The following is a 20518-nucleotide window of genomic DNA, read 5'->3' as shown; positions in this document are numbered from 1 at the left end:
GTCCGACAACCGTACGGCCGCCGCCGACGACGCAGCAATCCGCCCGCAGCGCAGGTTCCGGTTGACTTTCCGGCGCGACGCGGCCATCGCCTAGGCTTGACGGAGACGACGGCGTCCACGCCGCCGCCCACTTCCCGCCTCCGGGCGCAGCGGCGGCCTTCCCCCTCCCGACGATCCGCCGCAAGGACACCCATGACTGCCTCCGTTCCCCCGTCCCCCTCCCACCGGCTGAGCGGCCGGCGGCTGACCCTGGCCATCGGGGCGCTCGCGGTGGGGGGTTTCGCCCTCGGGACCACCGAGTTCACGATCATGGGCCTGCTCGAGGACATGCGCGCCGACCTCGGCGTCGACTACGACCGCGGCGGCCAGGTGATCTCCGCCTACGCGCTCGGCGTGGTCGTCGGAGCGCCGGTCCTCGCCACCCTGGGCGCGAAGAAACCCCAGCGCACTGTCGCGCTCGCCCTGGCGCTCGTCATCACCCTCGCCAACCTGTCCTCGTTCTTCGCCTCCGGCTTCGGGTGGATGCTGGCCTCCCGGTTCCTGTCCGGGCTTCCGCACGGGGCCTACTTCGGCGTCGCCGCGGTGATCGCCGCCTCCCTCGCCGACCCCGCCCGGCGCGGACGCGCCATCTCGATGGTCATGCTGGGGCTGAGCATCGCGAACGTCGTCGGGGTGCCGTTCGCGACGTGGGTCGGCCAGCAGTTCGGCTGGCGCTCGATGTTCCTGCTGGTGGGTCTGATCGGTGCGGTGACGGTGGTGCTGATCCGGGCGTTCGTCCCGGCGCTCCCCGTGCGGGCGGGCGCGAGTATCCGGGCGGAGCTGGGGGCGCTGCGCCGCCCGCAGCTCTGGATGACGCTGCTCATCGGGATCGTTGGTTTCGGCGGGTTCTTCGCCGTCTACTCCTACATCTCTCCGCTGATGACCGAGGTGGCCGGGATCGGGGTGTCCCTGCTGCCGTTCGTCGTCGCCCTGTACGGGGTCGGCATGGTCGTCGGCAACATCCTGGGCGGCCGCCTGGCGGACCGGTCGATCATGGGGAGCATCTACGGGTCCATGGCCGCCATCGCCGTCGTGCTGCTGGTCTTCCCGCTGGCCGCGGGTACGCCCTGGAGTGCGTGCTGCTTCGTCTTCCTGGTAGGTGCCAGCGGCTCCACGCTCATCCCGCCCCTGCAGGCGCGGCTCCTCGACGTCTCCCCCGGCGCGCCCTCGCTCGCGTCGTCCATGAACCACTCCTCGCTGAACCTGGCGAACGCGCTCGGTGCAGCACTCGGAGGTGCCGTCATCACGGCCGGCTGGGGCTTCACCGCCCCTGCGCTGGCGGGGGCCGTCCTCGCCGTCCTCGGGCTCGGTGTGGCCCTCGTCAGCGGTCGGATGGACCGCCGTCGTGGGGAGAGGGCGGAGCGGCGCTCGGTCCCGGTCGGGTGACGCGCTGCGCCCGGGCCGAGGCGTAGAGGCAGACCGTCGCGGCGGTGCCGACGTTGAGGGATTCCGCGTGCCCGTAGACGGGGACGGCGACGCGGGCGTCGGCAGCCTCGGTGATCTCCGGGGGAAGCCCCTGTGCCTCGTTGCCGAAGAGCCATGCGCTCGGCTCTTCCAGCCGGATGCTGCCGTCCGTGCCGGGAACCACATCGGCCGCCCGGGGGTCCGGCGTCGCGGCTGCTGGATCCTCACCCTCCGGGGCCGACCGGCCGGGGCCGGTTCCCACGAGGCGGGCCGCCCGCGCGTCCTGGAGGTCGTCGAGGTTCACGGCGCCGTAGCCGTCCGCGGCGAGCACGCTCATCCCGCCACCCTTCAGGCGCTCGATCAGGCCGTCCAGCTCGATCCCGAGGACGAGCGGGAGGTGGAACAGGGAGCCGACGGTGGAGCGCACCGTCTTCGGGTTGTAGGGATCGACGCTCGCACCCGTGAGGATGACGGCGTCGGCGCCCGCGGAGTCCGCTGCACGGATGATCGTGCCGGCGTTGCCCGGATCCCTCACCTCGACCAGAACGGCCACGAGCCGCGGTGCGGCGGCGAGCACGTCCTCGAGCGGGACGTCGACGAATCTGCACACCGCGACGAAACCCTGCGGGGTCACGGTTGAGGACATCGCCGCCAGGACCTCGGGCGTCGCCTGCCGGAGGACCGGCGCGGCGCCGGCGTCCAGCAGCGCGGCGATGTCGGGGTGCCGATCGAGCGCTTCCGCCGTGGCATAGGCCCCGACGACGACGCCCTCCCTGCCGGCCTCGCGCCTCTCGAGGTGCAGGCGTAGCGCCTCACGCACCGCCTGGGGCCCTTCGGCGAGGAACTCGCGGCGCCTTAAACGCGACGGACGCCCGGCCAAGCGAGCCACCTCCTTCACCCGATCAGCCTGGGTGTTGGTCATCAGTGGCGCCTGGGGGCGTCCGTCGTCAGTCATCGTGGACCGGTGGGCGGGCCGAGGGCCCGCTCCCGCCGATGGGCCTAGGCCGAAGCCTTGAGCGGAGCCGACGTGTCGGCCGGCAGGGCGTTCTTCGCGATCTGGACGAGCGCGGCGAACGCGGCCCCATCCGTGACGGCGAGGTCGGCGAGCATCCGGCGGTCGACCTGGATCTCGGCAGCCTTCAGGCCCTGGATCAGGCGGTTGTAGGTCAGGCCGTTGGCGCGGGATGCAGCGTTGATGCGCTGGATCCAGAGGCGACGGAAGTCACCCTTGCGCTTGCGGCGGTCGCCGTAGCTGTAGACGAACGAGTGGAGCAGCTGCTCCTTGGCCTTGCGGTACAGGCGCGAACGCTGGCCGCGGTAACCCTTGGCGCGCTCGAGGACGACCCGACGCTTCTTGTGGGCATTGACTGCCCGCTTCACACGTGCCACGTGCGTACTCCTTTGTGTTCTTCGGTAACGGCCGCAGCCGCAGCGCTGCACGGTGCGTGCATGCGCTTACCCGGGGTGGATAAGTGGTTAGACGCCCAGCATCTTCTTGATGGTCTTGGTGTCGGCCTTCGAGACGATCTGGTCGCTCGCGAGGCGGCGCGTCACGGTCGAGGACTTGTGCTCGAGGTAGTGACGGCGGTTGGCCTGCTGGCGCTTGAGCTTCCCGCTTCCGGTCAGCTTGAAGCGCTTCTTGGCGCCGCTGTGGGTCTTCATCTTCGGCATGGGGACCGATCTCCTTCTGGTAGCCGGGGCGGGTGCACCCGGAATTCGGCACCGGAACGGTGCCTGCTGGTTTTCGAACGAGCCCGTCGGGACCGGGCCGGGGCCCTAGTCCGTGCTTCCGGGCTTGGGACGGCTGGTCGGGCTCTTGGGCGCCGTCCTGCCGGCGGGCTTGGGGGTCGCCGACGGCTTCGGCGCTCCGGGCTTCGGCATGGCCGAGGGCTGGGCTGCTGCGGACGGCTTCGGTGCCGACGCGGCGGGCTTGGGTGCCGCAGCGGCGGGCCGCGGTGCCGGAGCTGCCGCAGCGGGCCTCGGCGCCGCAGCGGCCGGAGCGGCCGCCGCGGGCCGGGACACCGCCGGGCGCGAGGCCGACGAGGGCCTCGACGCCGCGGGGCGCTCGGTAGCCGGACGCTGCGTCGTCGACCGCGGGGCGGACGAGGTGCGCGTCGGGGCGGCGGCCGGAGCCGGTTCCGCCGTCGGTGCCTGGGCGGCCGGGGCCTCGACGGTCTCGGTCACCTCCGCGGCGGGCGCGTCCTGGGCGGGTGCCTGGGGCGCGTCGGTCTCGGGTGCCTCGGTCTCGGGCTCGCTCGTGATCGAGTACCCCTCCGGCAGCAGGTCCGCGAGGGACTGCGTCAGCGGTGCGCTGCCGACGCCCGAGGTATCGATGCGCGGCGCCTCGCCGTTCTTGGCGGCCTCGTTGGCGGCCTTCGCCTCGGCGCGCTGCGTGGCACGGCGGGCTTCCGCCTTGGCCTCGGCCTTGTTCTTCGTGGGACCGATGACCATGACCATGTTGCGTCCGTCGATCCGCGGCGACGACTCGACCACGCCGACCTCGGCGACATCCTCGGCGAACTTCTGCAGCAGGCGGATGCCCATCTCGGGCCGCTGCTGCTCACGTCCGCGGAACTGGATCATGGCCTTGACCTTGTCGCCGGCACCGAGGAAGCGGATGGCGTGCCCGCGCTTGGTCTCGTAGTCGTGCGTGTCGATCTTGAGGCGGAACCGGATCTCCTTCAGGACCGTGTTGGTCTGGTTCTTCCGCGCCTCGCGGGCCTTGACGGCCGCCTCGTACTTGTACTTACCAAAATCCATGAGCTTGGCGACCGGCGGCTTGGCCTGCGGTGCTACCTCGACAAGATCCAGGTCGGATTCGGCGGCAAGTCGGAGTGCGTCCTCGATACGGACGATTCCTACCTGTTCGCCGGCAGGTCCGACCAACCGCACCTCTGGAACGCGGATACGATCGTTGATTCTTGGCTCGCTGATGTGTGACTCCTGTGGATACTCAAGCTGAAACCGCCTGCAGACGAAAGAAGGCCTTCCATTGCAAGCGCAATCGAAGGCCTCGGTAACCGGTCTGCGCGGTCTGCGGAGGCGCGAGCCTCCTGCTCGACAGCAGGACCGACCATGGAACCCGGCTACCTGCAATGCGGCGAGCGGCCGCACCAGGCAAACGCGGGTGGGAGAGGACTCCGCTTGCGTTCCGGCCCGTTCCTCCAGCCCCTGACGGAGCACAGCGAGTAACAGCGACCGGTTGGTCTATGCCAAGCTTACCAGTATGGACACCCCACACGACAATCCGCAGCCGACCCCCGATGACGCGTCCGTACCGGCGACCCGGCGCAGCTTCGCCGACGAGCAGGAGCACGGCGCGGACACGCCGGACGCGGCGGAACAGGACGTCCGCCGGCAGATGCGGGACATCTCCGAGGTGGCGGCCGTGGAGGTCATCGTCACCTCCGCCGTCCACCTCATGAGCGCCGCGGCGGTCAAGTGCGGCCTCGGCCACGAGGAGAACGCGGAACAGCTCAAGGACCTCGACGAGGCGCGCAAGCTCATCACCGCCCTCGCCGGTTTCGTGACCGCCGCGGCACCGGAGATCGGCTCCCAGCACGCCGGACCGTTGCGCGACGGGCTCCGCTCGCTGCAGCTCGCCTTCCGGGAGGCATCGATCATCCCCGATCCCCCGGGACAGGGCCCCGGCGAGAAGTACACCGGCCCGGTCAACTAGGCGCCGGCCGGGCGGCCCTACTGTGCGGGCTGCTCGGTGGCCGTGCTCGTATGGACCCCGCGGTCGCGGGCGAGGAATCCGACGGCGCCGATGGCCGCCGAGACGAGGGACACGGCGGTGAAGCCGCCCCAGGGGCCGGTCGCGTCGATGAGCAGTCCGGCGACGGGCGCCCCGAGTGCGACGCCCGAGGTCAGCGCGGAGCCGTACCAGCCCATGGCCTCGCCCCTCCTGTCCTCCGCGACGAGGTCGGCGACCTTCTCCGACGCGGCGGAGAGGACCGGCGCGCACAGGAGGCCCGCCGGGATGGACAGCAGCGCCAGTGAGAGCGTGCTGTCGGCGAAGCCCATGGGCAGCGTCAGCAGGCCCATGCCGAGCAGGAGCAGCGACGGCGGGACCGGCCGGTGCAGGGCGCCGTAGAGGAGGCCGCCGACCACCGACGCCGCGCACCACGCCACGAACACGAGCCCGAGCTGGCCCTCCTTCCCCGCGAGCTCGAGGGCCGCGACGATGCCGACCTCGGAGCCGGAGAGGACGAGCCCGGCCCCCGCGGCGATCACCATGACCAGCACGAGCGGCGCGGTCAGCCACGGGAACGCCCTCCGCACCCCCCTGCGCAGCATCGCCGCCGGCCGGCGCGCCGCCGTCGTCGTCGCCGGTGAGGTGTACCCGACGAGGTCGGCCGGGGCCTCGCCGATGAGGGCCGGTGCGGCGGCCGGCACGGGCGAGGCACCGGGCAGCTGCTCCGAGCGCGTCGGCGGGTTGATCACCATGAGGAAGATCCCGGCGGAGGCGGCGGCGATGCCGACGAGGGTCAGGCCGAGCACGGAGGAGACCTGCGTGGCCAGGACGACGCCCACCGCGGGCCCCGCCATGAAGACGACCTCCGTGGAGATCGCGTCGAGCGTGAAGGCGGTGCGCCGGCGGTCGCCGTCGACGAGCACGCCGAGTGCCTGGCGGATCACCGAGAAGGCCGGGAGGGTGAAGAGGCCCCCGACCAGGGCCGCGACGAGCAGCCACTGGTAGGACAGGTGCGGTGCGACCGACCAGATGACCGCCTCCGCGACGACCGACGGGATGAGCGCCCGGCGCAGCCCCGCGGCGTCGATCCGCCGCCCGCGCCACGGCGCACCGACGGCGATGCCGATCGTGACGACGGCGGCGACCGCGCCCGCCTCGGCGTAGCCGCGGTCGAGGGTCTGCACCACGTGCAGGGTCAGCAGCACGCCTGCGGCGGAATGGGGGAAGCGGGCGATCATCCCGATGATCAGCAGTGTCCGTACGGAGCGGATGCGCAGCAGGTCCCGGTAGACGGCGAAGTTCACGATCTGTCTTTCTTGGCCGACGGCACTCCGTCAGCGGGTGAGTTTGATGTCGAGCGAGTCGACGCGTTCGACGAAGTCGGCGCGCTCCAGGAGCTTCCCCCGGAGGGAGGCGACGGCGTCGCGCACCTGCTGCGGCGACAGGCCGCCGCGGAGCTGCACGTCCATGCGCAGTTCCGGCCCAGGGCCTCCGCCGGAAGCAATGCTACCGTCGGCGGCCCGGGTGAGGACGCCGGCGGCCGGCCGGAGCGCCACGGAGAGGATGTCCGGCTCCTCGCGGGCGGCGGCCTCGACGAGCGATGCCAGCGCGGGGTCCTCGTAGGACGGGGTCCACGGGACCTGCCGGGCGAGCGCCCAGACGGCGGGACGACGGAGGACGACGGTCAGGTCCGCCCCCGGATCCAGCACCAGCAGTTCGGCGTCCTCCGCGGCGGCGGCGAGAGCGGCCCGTGCCGCGTACGCCGCGACCGGTCTCGCGTCGGGGTGCCACCGCGTGAGTGCCGGGGTGGACGAGAAGACGGGCAGTGCCTTCCGCCCGTCCGGCGCGGTCAGGGTGACGAGCGCCATCTCCGCCTCCTTGTCGGCGGGCAGACCCGAGGCTCCCTCCGCCTGCTCGCCGAGCTGCGCGACGATGGGGATGAACACGCGCGCGGTGGTGAGGGCCGCGAAGACCGCGCGCTCGCGCGGCCCGGGCTGGTCCGCGGCCCGGTCCGGGACCCCCAGGAGCCCGGCCATGGCCGCGGCCAGCGCGCGGTCGGCCGTGCCGTCGTCGTCGTCGAAGGCGTGCAGCGGGTTGTCCGACCCGGACAGGTCCCGGCCCGCCCACGGCCGGCCGGCGGAGTCGGCGGTGTTCCCCGCCAGCGCCGCCGCGATGTGCGCGGGGAGCCGGCGTCCGCTCACGCGTCCGAGGCGGGCAGCCCGGCCACGTCCAGTGCCTGGGGCAGCGTGAAGGCGCCGGCATAGAGCGCCTTGCCGACGATCGCGCCCTCGAGGCCGTGCGGGACGAGCTCGCGCAGGGCCGCGATGTCGTCGAGGCTGGAGATGCCGCCCGAGGCCACGACGGGCCGGGTGGTCTTCGCGAGGACCTCCTGGAGCAGGGCGATGTTCGGGCCCTTCAGCGTGCCGTCCTTCGTCACGTCCGTGACGACGTAGCGTGCGCAGCCCGCGTCCTCGAGGCGCTGCAGGACCTCCCACAGATCGCCGCCGTCCTCGGTCCAGCCCCGCGCCGCGAGGGTGGTCCCGCGGACGTCGAGCCCGACGGCGATGGCGTCGCCGTAACGGGCGATGGCCAGCTCGGTCCACTCGGGGTTCTCGAGGGCGGCCGTACCGAGGTTGACCCGGGTGGCGCCGAGCTCCAGTGCCGCGTCGAGCGATGCGTCGTCGCGGATGCCGCCGGAGAGTTCCACCTTGATGTCGAGGTGGCGGACCACGCGCTCGAGCAGGTCCCGGTTGGATCCGCGGCCGAAGGCCGCGTCCAGGTCCACGAGGTGCACCCACTCCGCCCCGTCCTCCTGCCAGGCGAGGGCGGCGTCGAGCGGGTCGCCGTAGCTGGTCTCGCTGCCGGCCTCGCCCTGGACCAGGCGCACGGCCTGGCCGTCGGCGACGTCGACGGCGGGGAGGAGTTCGAGCACGGGTGATTCGGCGAAGGGGGTCATGGTCTGCTTTCGTACGGGCGGCGGAGCTCGGGTGGGTCGGTCGGGGTCGGGCTGCGGCTAGTCGCCGGGGAGGGTGAACAGGTAGGCGGCGACGAGCGCGAGTCCGGCCAGCGCGAGGAAGGCGATCCACACCCAGCGCGGGAACTCCTGGCTGCGCAGCGAGTACGCCCCGCCGATGAGGAGGCCGGCGGCTCCCATGAGCAGGAGACTCACCATCGGCTCACCGCAGTCCCTCGATCCAGTTCCGCAGCAGCTGCGCTCCTGCGTCGCCCGACTTCTCGGGGTGGAACTGGGTGGCGCTGAGCGGGCCGTTCTCGACCGCGGCGATGAAGGGTCCCCCGTGGTGGGACCAGGTGACCTGCGGCGGCTTCATGGCGGGCTGGGTGACGTCGAAGGACCAGTCCTGCACGCCGTAGGAGTGCACGAAGTAGAAGCGCTCGTCACCGATGCCGTCGAACAGGACGGTGCCCTCGGGCGCCTGCACGGTGTTCCAGCCCATGTGCGGCACGACGTCCGCCTTCAGGCGCTCCACGGTGCCGGGCCACTCCCCCATGCCGGGCGTGCGCACACCGTGCTCCACGCCCTCGTCGAAGAGCACCTGCAGTCCCACGCAGATCCCGAGGACGGGCCGGCCACCGGCCACCCGGCGGCCGATCATGCGCAGGGCGTCGACGTCCTTCAGTCCCTTCATCACGGCGGCGAAGGCTCCGACGCCGGGGACGAGGAGCCCGTCGGCGTTGAGTACGTCGTCGGGCTTCGCGCTCAGGACGACGTCGGCCCCCACGTGCTCGAGGGCGCGGACGACGGAGCGGACGTTGCCGGAGCCGTAGTCGAGGACGGTGACGGTGCGGGCGGTCATAGCGCTCCCTTCGTGGAGGGGATGCCCTCGACGCGGGGATCCGGTTCCACAGCTGACCGCAGCGCCCGGGCCAGGGCCTTGAACTGGGCCTCGACGATGTGGTGCGGATCGCGGCCCGCGAGGACCGTGACGTGCAGGCAGATCTGGGCGTGCAGCGCGAGGGCCTCCAGGACGTGGCGGGTGAGTGATCCGGTGAAGTGCCCGCCGATGAGGTGGTACTCCTGGCCGGCGGGTTCCCCTCCGTGGACGAGGAACGGGCGGCCGGAGATGTCGACGACGGCAGTGGCGAGGGCCTCGTCGAGCGGCACGGTCGCCTCGCCGAAGCGGCGGATGCCGGCCTTCGTGCCGAGGGCGATCCGCAGTGCCTCGCCGATCGCGATCGCGGTGTCCTCGACGGTGTGGTGGACGTCGATGTGCGTGTCGCCGGAGGACCTGATGGTGAGGTCGATCAGCGAATGCTTCGACAGGGCCGTGAGCATGTGGTCGTAGAAGGGCACGGTGGTGTCGATCGAGGACACACCGGTGCCGTCGAGGTCGAGTTCGACGAGGACGCTCGACTCGCTCGTGACGCGCTCGATACGTGCCGTTCGGCCGCGGGCGGCATCAACTGTCATTGCATTCCTTCTGTGCGCTGCCCGGTGTCCGGGCACGGATCGAGGTTTGGGGCGTGCTGCTGTGGGGTGGAGGGGTGCGACGCCGGACCGTGCGCGCTCCTCAAGTCTAGGAGACCCGCGCGGGGTGGTCCGGCGGACGGTACCGACGGGCTAGAGCAGCTTCTCCAACGCCGAGAGGAACACCGTGGTCTCGCGTTCTGTTCCCGCGGTGACCCGCAGCGAGCCGGGGATACCGACGTCGCGGATGAGGACCCCTGCCTCCAGGAGCCCCTCCCACACGCGGTGCGGGTCCTCGAGGCCCGAGAAGAACACGAAGTTCGCGTCCGACGGGGCCGGCGAGAGGCCGAGGCCCCGGAGCTCCCGCACGATGCGGTCCCGCTGCACCTTGATGGCCTCGACATTGGACAGGAGGGTGGCCGCGTGCGTGAGGGCCGCGTTGGCCGCCGCCTGGGTGATCGCGGAGAGGTGGTACGGCAGGCGGACCAGCCGGAGCGCGTCGGCGACCTCCGGCGCTGCGGCGAGATACCCGATCCGGGCTCCGGCCAGGGCGAACGCCTTGCTCATCGTGCGGGACACGAGCAGTCGGGGGCGCCCGGGCAGCAGGGTGAGGGCGCTCGGCGTGTCCTTCTGGGCGAACTCCCCGTAGGCCTCGTCGACGATGATGATGGCGCGCGCCGCCTCGCCCGCCTCGTAGGCGGCCTCGATGACGTCGAGTCCCAGCGCCGTGCCCGTGGGGTTGTTCGGCGAGCACAGGAAGACGATGTTCGCGCCGGAGCTGCGCACGGCCCGGGCCGTGGCCTCCGGCGTCATGGCGTAGGAGGCCTCACGGTCCGCCGTGACGTAGCGGGTGCCCGTGCCGCTCGCCAGCAGGGGGTACATGGAGTAGGTCGGCGGGAATCCGATGGCCGTGCGCCCCGGGCCGCCGAAGGCCTGGAGCACCTGCTGCAGGACCTCGTTGGAGCCGTTCGCCGCCCAGAGCTGGTCCGGGGTGAGCCCGTGGCCGAGGTAGTCGGCGAGATTCTTCCGCAGTTCGGTGAATTCACGGTCCGGGTAGCGGTTCAGGCCCTGGGTGGCCGCGGCGACGGCCTCGACGATGGCCGCGTGCACGTCGGCCGGGACACCGTGCGTGTTCTCGTTGACGTTCAGGAGGATCGGGACGTCCAGCTGCGGAGCTCCGTAGGGGTGGAGCCCGACGAGATCGTCACGCAGCGGCAGGTTCGAGAGGGCGTCGACGGAGGAGGGCACCCCATGAGTTTAAGCGATGCCGCCTGCAGCGGCCAATGGCGGGTGTCCGGGTGCGACGATTGCCCCGCCCCGGACGGCGTGCCTAACCGCCGACGGGGACCGCGATGTCCTGCCCCGCCTGGACGACGGAGCTGCGGAGGTCGTTGAGTTCGACCATCTCGGCGACGACGTCCCGCGGGTCGCGGTCCGGCGCGTACCGGAGCGCGAGGTCCCAGAGGGACTCCCCCGCCGCGACGCTGACCTCGACGGCCGCCGCCGGCGCCGGCAGCGACTCGCCGGCCTGGGCCTGCGACGTCAGGAAGGCGCCGAGGAGGATCAGGGCCGCCACGCCCAGTGCGATCGGCAGGCCGACCAGGACGAGACGTCCCCGCCGCGTCAGGCTCAGGGGGCGCTCCGCACTCCGCTGCATGGAGGTACGGGGCTGGGCCGGTCCGGCGGCCTGCGGGATGCCACGGGACGGCCTGGGCACGCGCGGACCGAAGGTAGCGGCGCTGCGTGCGGCCCGCCCTGCGGGGACGGACCGGAGGCGTGCCTCAGGACGGGTGGGGGTCAGCGCCCATAACGCCGTGCTGCCGTGCAGTGCGGGTACTTCAGCCATTGCCAGCCTCTTTCCCTTCGAATAGCCGATCAGGTCTGGACTCCTGTTTCGAACGCGTGTTCTAATTAATCAGAGCTTATTTCTAGCACTGACGGACGACCGTTGTCGAGACTCGGTCGAACACATGTTTGAAAAGCTCCACCGTCTGCCCTAGCGTGATCAGGGCAGGGCATCGACGGCACCCGCCGCTACGGAGCGGCAGGCACGGCGTCGATGTACCTCAGGCAATCACCCGCCACTGACAGAAACGCCCGCCGCGGCCGCGGCGGGCGGCAGGCGGGCACAACGGGATCTGCAGTCCCAGGCGAAAGGCACAACAGTGGCGGAACGAACTCCGGCGGACGGGCAGGAATCGAACACGGTCGAGGGGCCGGCAGGCCCCGTGCCGATCTCGGCGGGCCGTGGCCGTCCCCGCGGCCGCTCCGTGTCGAAGGGACTGACGGCGCGTCAGCTGACGATCCTCGAGACCATCCAGCGCTCCATCGCGGACAAGGGCTACCCGCCGTCGATGCGGGAGATCGGCGACATCGTGGGCCTCGCCAGTCTTTCGAGCGTGACCCACCAGCTGTCGCAGCTCGAGCGTCTCGGCTACCTGCGGCGTGACCCGAAGCGCCCCCGGGCCATGGAGGTCCTGCTGCCGCTCACCCTGCCTCCCGAGGCACCCGTGGACGGATCGCCGGAGCGGAAGCCCTCCGCCGAGCACCGGGTCGCCGTGGACACGGCCCTGGTGCCGCTCGTGGGTCGTATCGCGGCCGGCGGGCCCATCCTCGCCGATCAGGTCGTCGAGGACGTCATGCCCCTCCCCCGGCAGCTCGTGGGCCACGGGGAGCTCTTCATGCTCAGGGTCTCGGGTGATTCGATGGTCGACGCCGCGATCTGCGACGGGGACTGGGTGGTGGTCCGCAAGCAGCAGAGCGCGCAGAACGGCGACATCGTCGCGGCGCTGCTCGACGACGAGGCCACCGTGAAGACGTTCCGCCAGCGCGACGGGCACACCTGGCTCCTGCCCCAGAACACGCGGTACGAGCCCATCCTCGGTGACCACGCGAGCATCATGGGCAAGGTCGTCTCGGTGATGCGCGCCCTGTAGTCGCCGGGCGGACCGCCGCACGACACCGGAAGGGAGCCGCAGTCCAGGACTGCGGCTCCCTTCTCGCGCATCCACCGCGGATCGGTCGGAGGCGGGTCAGCGGGCGGAGAGCCGCTCGAGGATGCCGGTGACCGTGGACCGGTCCGTCGTCGCCCAGAACGGTGGCAGCGCCGCCCGGAGGAAGCCCCCGTAGCGGGCCGTGGCGAGGCGGCTGTCGAGCACCGCGACGACCCCCCGGTCCCCCGCGGACCGGATGAGGCGCCCTGCCCCCTGGGCGAGCCGTACGGCCGCGTGGGTCGCGGAGACGCTCATGAAGCCGTTGCCGCCGTTGCGTGCGACGGCGCGGGTGCGGGCGGTCATGAGGGGATCGTCGGGCCGCGGGAAGGGGATGCGGTCGATGACGACCAAACGGCACGAGGCCCCGGGCACGTCCACGCCCTGCCACAGGGACATCGTGCCGAACAGGCAGGTGTCCGGTTCGGCGGCGAACCGGTCCACGAGGCCGCTGAGCGAGGATTCCCCCTGGCACAGGATCTCGAAGTCCACCTCGGGCCGCAGCGCCTCCGCTGCCTCCTCGGCGGCCCGCCGCGAGGAGAACAGGCCGAGCGCACCCCCGCGGGACGCCTTCAGGAGCGTCAGCAGTTCCTCCAGCTGCGCGGCCGAGGTGCCCCGTTCGGGCTTCGGCAGGTCCTTCGCCACGTACAGGACGCCCTGCCGCGGATAGTCGAACGGGCTGCCGACGTCGACGCCGGTCCACGCGGGCGCGCCCGGTCCGCTGAGGCCGAGGGATCCTGCCACGGGCCCGAACTCCGAGCCGATGGCGAGCGTCGCGGAGGTCAGGATCACCGTGTGGTCCTCGAAGAGTCCCTCCCGCAGGCGTCCCGCGACGGACAGGGGCGCGACGTTGAGCGTCGCGGGTGCGGTCTCGTCCGGCGAGGAGTAGCCGGATCCGGGGGTGAACGTGCTGGGCCGGGACGCCCACACCACCTCCTTGGAGTCCGCCGCCGCGAGGATCCGTTCGGCGAGGTCGAACACCAGGGTGACGCGGGAGCGTGCCACCTGCCGGCCGCCGTCGGCGTCGGCCTCGGACTTGCCGTCCGTCTTCGTGTCGGACAGCGCCGCCCGTGCGGCGTCCCGGACCTGCGCCAGGGACTGCTCGAGGTCATCGGGCAGGCCGCCGGGCAGGAGCCCCGACGGGACGAGTTCGGCCGCCGCCTCGAAGGCGGACGCTGCGGTGTCGAGGGCCGCGGTGCCGATCGACGCGTGGCGGCGGAGCGCCGTCGAGGCCGCACTCACCATGGCGGCGGACAGCTGCCCGGACACCGCGCCCGTGACGCGGTCGTGGAGTTCGTGGGCTTCGTCGATGACGACGACGTCGTACTCGGGCAGCACGGCCAGCCCCTCGAAGGCGCTGATCGCGAGCATCGCGTGGTTGGTGATGATGATGTCGGCGTCCGCCGCGGCGGCACGCGCCTTCTCGCTGAAGCACTGCTGCGCGACGGGACAGCGTGCGGCGCCGAGGCACTCCATGCTGGACACGGACACCTGGCGCCACGCCCGGTCGCTGACGCCGGGCACGAGGTCGTCGCGGTCGCCCGTGGCGGTGTCCTCCGCCCACTCGCGGAGCCTGACCACCTCCCGGCCGAGGGCGGACGCCGGGCCGCCGGCGCCGGGGGCCGGGGAGGGATGGGGTGCTGCGTCCTCGCCGAGGCTGAAGAGCGCGTCCGGGGCGTCCTCCTCGGGGAAGCCGCCGCCGGTCTTGTGGAGGCAGACGTAGTTCGAGCGCCCCTTGAGCAGCGCGACGTCCACCGGGCGCGCGAGGGCGGGCCGCACGGCGTCGAGCAGGCGCGGCAGATCCCGGCCCACGATCTGCGCCTGCAGGGCGAGCGTCGCGGTGGAGACCACCGACGGGCGGTCGCTGTCCATGGCGTGCGCGATCAGGGGTACCAGGTACGCCAGCGACTTCCCGGTGCCGGTGCCGGCCTGGACCAGCAGATGGTCGCCGGACCGGATGGCCTCGCTGACCTGCCGGACCATCTCGTGCTGGCCGGCGCGCATCTCCCCGCCCATCGCCCCGACGGCGGCATCGAGCAGCTCGAGCGCCTGCCGGGTCCCGGCGGTGGGGCGCGCCGGATCCGGCGCCGCGACGGCGGCGCCGGTCCGCATACTGTCACTCATGCCGCAGGTACGGCTCCAGGTCCGCTGCCAGGCCCTCGCGGACCATCACGTCGAGGCGTGTCCCCTCGTCGACGTGTTCCATGCCGAGGATCTCCACGTCCTCCTCGTGCAGGCGGCTGAGCACCTCGCCCCGCTCGTAGGGGACGAGGAGGTCCATCTTCACCCCGGGGCGCGGGATGCTCGTGCTGATGAGCTGCCGGAGCTCGGTGATCCCGGCTCCCGTGCGGGCGGAGACGACGACGGAGCGCGGTTCGCGCTGCCGCAGCCGCTCGATCACGAACGGGTCGGCGGCGTCCGCCTTGTTGAACACGACGATCTCGGGCACCTTGCGGGCGTCGATCTCGGTCAGGACGGCGCGGACGGCGGCGATCTGGCCCTCCGGGTCCGGGTGCGATGCGTCGACGACGTGCAGGATCAGGTCGGCGTCGGCAACCTCTTCCAGGGTCGAGCGGAACGCCTCGACCAGCTGGGTGGGCAACGACCGGACGAATCCGACGGTGTCGGCCAGCGTGTACCCGATGCCGTCCGGGGTCTCCGCCTTCCGCACGGTGGGATCCAGGGTGGCGAACAGGGCGTTCTGCACGAGCACACCGGCGTCGGTGAGGCGGTTCAGCAGGGACGACTTGCCGGCGTTGGTGTACCCGGCGATCGCGACGGAGGGTACCTGGTTCCGCCGGCGGTTGGCCCGCTTGGTCTCGCGCGCGGGCTTCATGCCGGCGATCTCCCGGCGCAGCTTTGCCATCCGGGTGCGGATCTTGCGGCGGTCGAGTTCGATCTTCGTCTCGCCGGGACCGCGGGAGCCCATGCCGGCGCTCGCGCTGCCGACCTGCCCACCGGCCTGGCGGGACATCGACTCGCCCCAGCCGCGCAGGCGCGGCAGCAGGTACTCGAGCTGCGCGAGTTCCACCTGCGCCTTGCCCTCGCGGCTCTTGGCGTGCTGGGCGAAGATGTCGAGGATCAGGGCGGTGCGGTCGATGACCTTCACCTTGACGATGTCCTCGAGCCCTCGGCGCTGCGACGGGGACAGCTCGCTGTCGACGATCACCGTGTCGGCTCCGGTCGCCTGGACGATGTCCTTCAGCTCCTGGGCCTTGCCCGAGCCGAGGAAGGTGCCGGGGTCCGGCTTCAGGCGGCGCTGGACGATGCCGTCAAGCACCTCCGAGCCGGCCGTCTCGGCGAGTGCTGCCAGTTCCTGCAGGGAGTTCTCGGCGTCCTGCGCTGTTCCTTCGCTCCACAGTCCGGCGAGGACGACCCGCTCCAGCCTCAGCTGCCGGTACTCGACCTCGGTGACGTCCTCGAGTTCGGTCGAGAGACCGGCGACGCGGCGCAGCGCACGGCGCTCGGCCAGGTCCTCCTGGTCGCCGTCGGCGTCCGACAGCTCGTCGTCGCCGGAAAGGGCGAGGGCCCGGGAGCGCCAGGACGTCTCGATGGGCGCTCTGGTCGTCTCCGGTTTCTTCCCGCTTCTCGCCTTCGCCGCGGCCGCTTCGTCGCTGGCCAGGATCCGGTCGATAACGGCTTGGATCTCCTCGGGGCCCATGTCGGCTCCGGTGGAATGTCCGTGATTCTCGGTCATGATCTCCCTAGGTGGATGTCCTCCAATGTTACGGCCGCACTGCGAGCCGTTCCATCGGATTCTCCCCCGGCGAAAACCTGGTGCACCGGTACCGGGCGACCACCGGTGGGGACGGCCAGGGGCGTGCCACTAGGCTTTCCCCATGGATTCACAGCAGGAGCCGCAGCACTATTTCAGCGCCCAGCCGGCAGGGCCGGACACGCGCAGGCCACTGGCCGTCGTCCTGGCAGGCGCGCGCCGCGATCTCGTGACGTCATCGGGCCTCTTCAGCCCCGACGGCGTGGACAAGGGCACCGCGATCCTGCTGGACACCGTGCCGGACCCCGAGGGGCCGCGCCTGCTGGACATCGGCTGCGGCTGGGGCCCGATCGCGCTCACGATGGCGCTCAAGGCGCCCGGCGCCGAGGTCCACGCCGTCGACGTCAACGAGCGGTGCGTCGCGCTGACCGCGGAGAACGCCCGGCGGCTGGGACTCGGCAACGTCACGGCCACGACGCCCGACGGCGTCGACCCCGACCTCGAGTTCTCCACGATCTGGTCGAACCCGCCGATCCGGATCGGGAAGCAGGAACTGCATGCGCTGCTGCTCCGCTGGCTCCCGCGCCTCGCCCCCGGCGGGAGCGCGTGGCTCGTCGTGCAGAAGAACCTCGGCGCGGACTCCCTGCAGCGCTGGCTCGCCGGGGAGCTGCCGGCAGGGTTCAGCGTGCGGCGCGCCGAGACGTCGAAGTCGTTCCGCGTCCTCGAGGTGTGCCGCCCGGAGTGACACCGGCGGCGGGCGACGGGACGCGCTGACGGGTCGGTGGCGGGTCAGCCGGCGGGTAGCAGGGTGCCGTCCGCCACGAGGACGGCGGGCCCGCTGAGCTGGACGTGCTCCCGGTTGTCCGGGCCGTCGAAGAAGGTCACGCCGACGACTCCGCCGGGTACCGCCACGAGCCACTGCGCGGGTGCGCCCTCGCCGGCCCAGAAGCGTGTGCCGGCGGCCGCGGCGCAGGCGCCCGTCCCGCAGGACTGCGTCTCCCCGACGCCCCGCTCGTGCACGCGCATGGTGAGGCGGCCGACGCCGTCGCTGCCCACGAGCGGATCGGACGGCACGACGAGTTCGACGTTGGTGCCCGCCGGCGGGACGGGCTGGACGGCGGGTGCCCGGTGCAGCTCCGTCCGGTCGAGCTCCGCCTGTTCGGCCAGCGCGACGACGGTGTGCGGGTTGCCCATGCTGATGGACAGGGCGGGCCGATCGACGTCGAGCCCGCCGATGTCGACGAGGGAGTCCATGCCGCGTGCCACGGCGGCGTCCGGGAAGATGAATTCCCAGGGACCCATGTCCACGGCGTAGCCGTCCCCTGACCGGGTCACGCGCTTGACCCCGGCCCGGGTGCCGACCGCCAGCTCGCCGCCCTCGGGCAGTTCGGCGACGCCCTTGGCGAGGAGGAAGTGGGCGAAGACCCTGACGCCGTTGCCGCACATCTCGGAGACGGACCCGTCCCCGTTGCGGTAGTCCATGAACCATTCGGCGCGCGGCTCCGTCTGCAGCAGGGCCCGGCCCTCGGGGAGCGCAGCCGAACGTACCGCCCGGATGTAGCCGTCCGCGCCGATCCCGCGGTGGCGGTCGCACACGGCGGCGACGAACGCCGGATCGATCGGCCCCGTGCCGTCGGGGTCGAGTGTCAGGACGAAGTCGTTGCCCGTCCCGTGCCCCTTGGTGAAGGGCAGCCCCGTGGGCGGCAGGGCGGTGGGGGTCGTCGTCTCGGCGAGGAAGTCGGTCACCGTTCTAGGATAGGTGCCGCGGCCTGCCGGACGAGTGCGGCGGCCGTCTCGGCGAGATCCGATGCCCGCCAGTCCAGCCAGGCGACGCGGGGGTCCCCGCGGAACCAGGTCAGCTGGCGGCGTGCGAAGCGCCGCGTCGCGGCGACGGTGTCCTCCACGGCGTCCGCCTCCGCCATGGTCCCGTCGAGGACCCGCAGGAACTGGCCGTAGCCCAGGGCGCGGGATGCCGTCCGTCCGTCCCGGAGCCCCGACGCGGCGAGGCGGCGGACCTCGTCCGCGAGGCCGTCCCGCACCATGGCATGGACCCGGTCCGCGAGCCGCTCGCGCAGCACCTCGCGGTCGACGGCGAGTCCGATCTGCAGCGCCGGGCGGTGGTACTCCCGCCGCGGCATGAAGGCGCTGAACGGTCGTCCGCTGACCTCGTGCACCTCGAGCGCCCGTACGAGGCGGCGGTCGTCGTCGATCCGCGCGGCGGAGACGGGATCAACGGTCCGCAGGCGCTCGCGGAACGCCGCGCTGCCTGCTGCGGCGAGTTCCTCCTCGAGCCGTGCCCGGACGCCGGGGTCGGTGGGCGGGAACTCGAGGCGGTCGAGGGCGGCCCTGACGTAGAGGCCCGATCCGCCCACCAGGATGGGGACGCGGCCGCGGTCGCGGATGCCGTCGATCATCCGCCGGGCGTCCTCCTGGTAGGCGGCGACGCTCGCCTCCTCGGTGACGTCGAGGACGTCGAGGAGGTGGTGCGGGATACCCTGACGCTCCTCAGGCGGGAGCTTGGCCGTGCCGATGTCCATCCCCCGGTAGAACTGCAGGGCGTCGGCATTGACGACCTCACCGTCGAGGCGCTGCGCCAGGGCGACCCCGAGGTCGGACTTGCCCGATCCCGTGGGACCGACGACCGCGACGACCGGGAGGGTCAAGGGGCGCCCGTCCGGACGGGCAGGGAGGGCATGCCCAGGGACACGGGCCGGGGGGCGTCGTCCGACGGTGCGGGGACGCCGCACGAGTCGGCCTGGCTGCGGTCCCACGCGTCGCCGGCCCGGGACCGGCGGAGGGCGTACTCGGCGGGCGACGGATCGGACAGCAGGTGGAAGGACGCGGCCTCGGTGATGGGGAGCGTCACGAAGTCACCGGGACGCGGTGCCTCCGCCCCGGCGGGCACGGAGAAGTGGACGAGTCGCTGGTCCCGCGCACGTCCCGTGAGGCGGTGGGTCTCGGCGCCCTTGCGGCCCTGCTGGTCGGTGACGAGCACCTCGACGGTCGTGCCGACCTGGCGCGCGTTCTCCTCGCGGGCGATGCGGTCCTGGAGGGCGGTGAGACGCTCGAAGCGTTCCTGCACCACGGCCTTCGGCAACTGGTCCGGCAGGTCGGCGGCCGGCGTGCCGGGGCGCTTGGAGTACTGGAACGTGAAGGCGGTGGCGAAGCGTGACTGCTCGACGACGTCGAGGGTGGCCTGGAAGTCCTCCTCCGTCTCGCCGGGGAACCCGACGATGATGTCCGTGGAGATGGCCGCGTGCGGCATCCGGTCACGGACCCGGTCGAGGATGCCGAGGAAGCGCGCGGACCGGTAGGAGCGTCGCATCGCCTTCAGCACGGTGTCCGAGCCGGACTGCAGGGGCATGTGTAGCTGCGGCATCACGTTGGGGGTCTCGGTCATGGCGTCGATGACGTCGTCCGTGAAGGCGGCCGGATGGGGGCTCGTGAAGCGGACGCGTTCGAGTCCCTCGATGGACCCGCAGGCACGGAGCAGCTTGGCGAAGGCGCCGCGATCCCCGAACTCGACGCCGTAGGAGTTGACGTTCTGCCCGAGGAGCGTGACCTCGACGGCGCCGTCGGCCACGAGGGCCTCGATCTCCGCGAGGATCTCCCCCGGCCGGCGGTCCCGCTCCTTGCCCCGCAGGGACGGCACGATGCAGAACGTGCAGGTGTTGTTGCAGCCGACGGAGATGGACACCCAGCCCGCGTAGACCGATTCGCGCCGGGTGGGCAGCGTGGACGGGAAGACGTCCAGGGATTCCAGGATCTCCAGCTGCGCGTCCTGGTTGTGCCGGGCCCTCTGCAGCAGGGCCGGGAGCGCACCGATGTTGTGGGTGCCGAACACGGCGTCCACCCAGGGCGCCCGGCGGAGGATGGTCTCGCGGTCCTTCTGGGCCAGGCAGCCGCCGACGGCGATCTGGAGGTCGGGGCGCGCTTCCTTCACGGCCTTGAGGATGCCGAGGTTGCCGTACAGCTTGTTGTCGGCGTTCTCGCGGACGGCGCAGGTGTTGAAGACGACGACGTCCGCCTGCCCCTCCTGCACGCGCGTCAGCCCGGCGCCCTCGAGCAGTCCCGAGATGCGCTCGGAGTCGTGCACGTTCATCTGGCAGCCGAAGGTGCGCACCTCGTAGGTGCGCCCCGCGGCGTCACGGGTGGTCTCGCCGGTCGTCTCGCCGGTGGTCTCGCTGGTGGTCCCGCTGACGGGAACCGGGACTGTGATGCTCACGCCATCAAGCGTACGGCGGGCG

General features: G+C 72.1%; 21 protein-coding genes. 4 read left to right on the top strand and 17 right to left on the bottom strand.

Annotated elements, in window-relative coordinates:
• Window positions 1–192 precede the first annotated feature (192 nt).
• Entirely contained in the window at window positions 193–1425 is a 1233-nt protein-coding gene (locus QFZ50_RS03675; protein ID WP_307082010.1) for an MFS transporter, read from the top strand.
• Here QFZ50_RS03675 and QFZ50_RS03670 read toward each other — a convergent pair.
• The 4 genes from QFZ50_RS03670 to infC all read right to left on the bottom strand — a co-directional run bounded on the left by QFZ50_RS03670 (window position 1361) and on the right by infC (window position 4362).
• Window positions 1361–2398: a TrmH family RNA methyltransferase gene (locus QFZ50_RS03670; protein WP_307082008.1), complete on the bottom strand. Its 1038-nt coding sequence runs from the start codon at window positions 2396–2398 to the stop codon at window positions 1361–1363. The two genes, QFZ50_RS03675 and QFZ50_RS03670, sit on opposite strands and share 65 nt — an antisense overlap.
• Before the next feature lie 44 nt (window positions 2399–2442).
• On the bottom strand, window positions 2443–2832 hold the full coding sequence (gene rplT / locus QFZ50_RS03665; protein WP_307082006.1) for a 50S ribosomal protein L20: 390 nt from the start codon (window positions 2830–2832) through the stop codon (window positions 2443–2445).
• Window positions 2833–2919: 87 nt separating this feature from the next.
• Window positions 2920–3114 carry a 50S ribosomal protein L35 gene (gene rpmI, locus QFZ50_RS03660; protein WP_105031597.1) on the bottom strand — a complete coding sequence of 65 codons (195 nt, stop codon included), beginning with the start codon at window positions 3112–3114 and terminating at the stop codon, window positions 2920–2922.
• Between the two features lie 105 nt (window positions 3115–3219).
• A complete protein-coding gene (infC, locus tag QFZ50_RS03655; RefSeq protein ID WP_307086647.1) occupies window positions 3220–4362 on the bottom strand; it encodes a translation initiation factor IF-3 in 1143 nt (380 codons plus the stop codon).
• A gap of 307 nt (window positions 4363–4669) precedes the next feature.
• Between infC and QFZ50_RS03650 the strand changes: the two genes are divergently transcribed.
• A complete protein-coding gene (locus QFZ50_RS03650; RefSeq protein ID WP_307082003.1) occupies window positions 4670–5122 on the top strand; it encodes a DUF1844 domain-containing protein in 453 nt (150 codons plus the stop codon).
• Between the two features lie 17 nt (window positions 5123–5139).
• Here QFZ50_RS03650 and QFZ50_RS03645 read toward each other — a convergent pair whose 3' ends face one another.
• The 8 genes from QFZ50_RS03645 to QFZ50_RS03610 form a co-directional block, all read right to left on the bottom strand.
• Window positions 5140–6444, bottom strand: a complete 1305-nt coding sequence (locus QFZ50_RS03645) for an MFS transporter (protein ID WP_307082001.1) — start codon at window positions 6442–6444, stop codon at window positions 5140–5142.
• Between the two features lie 30 nt (window positions 6445–6474).
• Window positions 6475–7341: an SseB family protein gene (locus QFZ50_RS03640; RefSeq protein ID WP_307081999.1), complete on the bottom strand. Its 867-nt coding sequence runs from the start codon at window positions 7339–7341 to the stop codon at window positions 6475–6477.
• Window positions 7338–8096: a bifunctional 1-(5-phosphoribosyl)-5-((5-phosphoribosylamino)methylideneamino)imidazole-4-carboxamide isomerase/phosphoribosylanthranilate isomerase PriA gene (gene priA / locus QFZ50_RS03635; protein ID WP_307081996.1), complete on the bottom strand. Its 759-nt coding sequence runs from the start codon at window positions 8094–8096 to the stop codon at window positions 7338–7340. Before priA ends, QFZ50_RS03640 begins: the two co-directional genes overlap by 4 nt.
• Window positions 8097–8153: 57 nt before the next feature.
• Window positions 8154–8312 (bottom strand): hypothetical protein, encoded by a 159-nt coding sequence (locus QFZ50_RS03630; RefSeq protein ID WP_307081994.1) that lies wholly within the window; start codon window positions 8310–8312, stop codon window positions 8154–8156.
• A 4-nt stretch (window positions 8313–8316) separates the two neighbouring features.
• Window positions 8317–8955 (bottom strand): imidazole glycerol phosphate synthase subunit HisH, encoded by a 639-nt coding sequence (gene hisH / locus QFZ50_RS03625; protein ID WP_307081991.1) that lies wholly within the window; start codon window positions 8953–8955, stop codon window positions 8317–8319.
• On the bottom strand, window positions 8952–9569 hold the full coding sequence (gene hisB, locus QFZ50_RS03620; protein WP_307081989.1) for an imidazoleglycerol-phosphate dehydratase HisB: 618 nt from the start codon (window positions 9567–9569) through the stop codon (window positions 8952–8954). Before hisB ends, hisH begins: the two co-directional genes overlap by 4 nt.
• Before the next feature lie 150 nt (window positions 9570–9719).
• Window positions 9720–10814, bottom strand: a complete 1095-nt coding sequence (locus QFZ50_RS03615; protein ID WP_307081987.1) for a histidinol-phosphate transaminase — start codon at window positions 10812–10814, stop codon at window positions 9720–9722.
• Between the two features lie 82 nt (window positions 10815–10896).
• Entirely contained in the window at window positions 10897–11412 is a 516-nt protein-coding gene (locus QFZ50_RS03610; protein ID WP_307081985.1) for a LysM peptidoglycan-binding domain-containing protein, read from the bottom strand.
• A 382-nt stretch (window positions 11413–11794) separates the two neighbouring features.
• Here QFZ50_RS03610 and lexA point away from each other — a divergent pair, with 382 nt between their 5' ends.
• On the top strand, window positions 11795–12502 hold the full coding sequence (gene lexA / locus QFZ50_RS03605) for a transcriptional repressor LexA (protein ID WP_307086645.1): 708 nt from the start codon (window positions 11795–11797) through the stop codon (window positions 12500–12502).
• Window positions 12503–12598: 96 nt separating this feature from the next.
• Here the strand turns inward: lexA and QFZ50_RS03600 are convergent, their stop codons facing one another.
• Both QFZ50_RS03600 and hflX read right to left on the bottom strand, forming a co-directional pair.
• On the bottom strand, window positions 12599–14680 hold the full coding sequence (locus QFZ50_RS03600; protein ID WP_307081983.1) for an ATP-dependent DNA helicase: 2082 nt from the start codon (window positions 14678–14680) through the stop codon (window positions 12599–12601).
• Window positions 14673–16253, bottom strand: a complete 1581-nt coding sequence (hflX, locus tag QFZ50_RS03595; protein WP_307081981.1) for a GTPase HflX — start codon at window positions 16251–16253, stop codon at window positions 14673–14675. The genes QFZ50_RS03600 and hflX overlap by 8 nt, the downstream gene beginning before the upstream one ends.
• A gap of 142 nt (window positions 16254–16395) precedes the next feature.
• On the opposite strand from hflX, the gene QFZ50_RS03590 reads away from it, so the two are divergent.
• The gene (locus QFZ50_RS03590; protein ID WP_307081980.1) at window positions 16396–17016 is read left to right on the top strand and encodes a class I SAM-dependent methyltransferase; all 621 of its coding nucleotides are present in this window, start codon (window positions 16396–16398) and stop codon (window positions 17014–17016) included.
• Window positions 17017–17060: 44 nt separating this feature from the next.
• Here the strand turns inward: QFZ50_RS03590 and dapF are convergent, their stop codons facing one another.
• From dapF to miaB, 3 genes are read right to left on the bottom strand one after another with little or no spacing between them, the layout of a single operon-like run.
• Window positions 17061–18017, bottom strand: coding sequence for a diaminopimelate epimerase (gene dapF / locus QFZ50_RS03585; RefSeq protein WP_307081978.1), 957 nt, complete (start codon window positions 18015–18017; stop codon window positions 17061–17063).
• On the bottom strand, window positions 18014–18934 hold the full coding sequence (miaA, locus tag QFZ50_RS03580) for a tRNA (adenosine(37)-N6)-dimethylallyltransferase MiaA (RefSeq protein ID WP_307081976.1): 921 nt from the start codon (window positions 18932–18934) through the stop codon (window positions 18014–18016). Before miaA ends, dapF begins: the two co-directional genes overlap by 4 nt.
• Entirely contained in the window at window positions 18931–20496 is a 1566-nt protein-coding gene (miaB, locus tag QFZ50_RS03575) for a tRNA (N6-isopentenyl adenosine(37)-C2)-methylthiotransferase MiaB (RefSeq protein WP_307081974.1), read from the bottom strand. Before miaB ends, miaA begins: the two co-directional genes overlap by 4 nt.
• Between the last annotated feature and the right edge of the window lie 22 nt (window positions 20497–20518).

This window comes from Arthrobacter agilis, assembly GCF_030816075.1.
In the GTDB taxonomy this organism is placed as follows: domain Bacteria; phylum Actinomycetota; class Actinomycetes; order Actinomycetales; family Micrococcaceae; genus Arthrobacter_D; species Arthrobacter_D agilis_E.
Note: the sequence above shows the minus strand (reverse complement) of the source record. Positions and strands in the feature narration are given on the sequence as shown.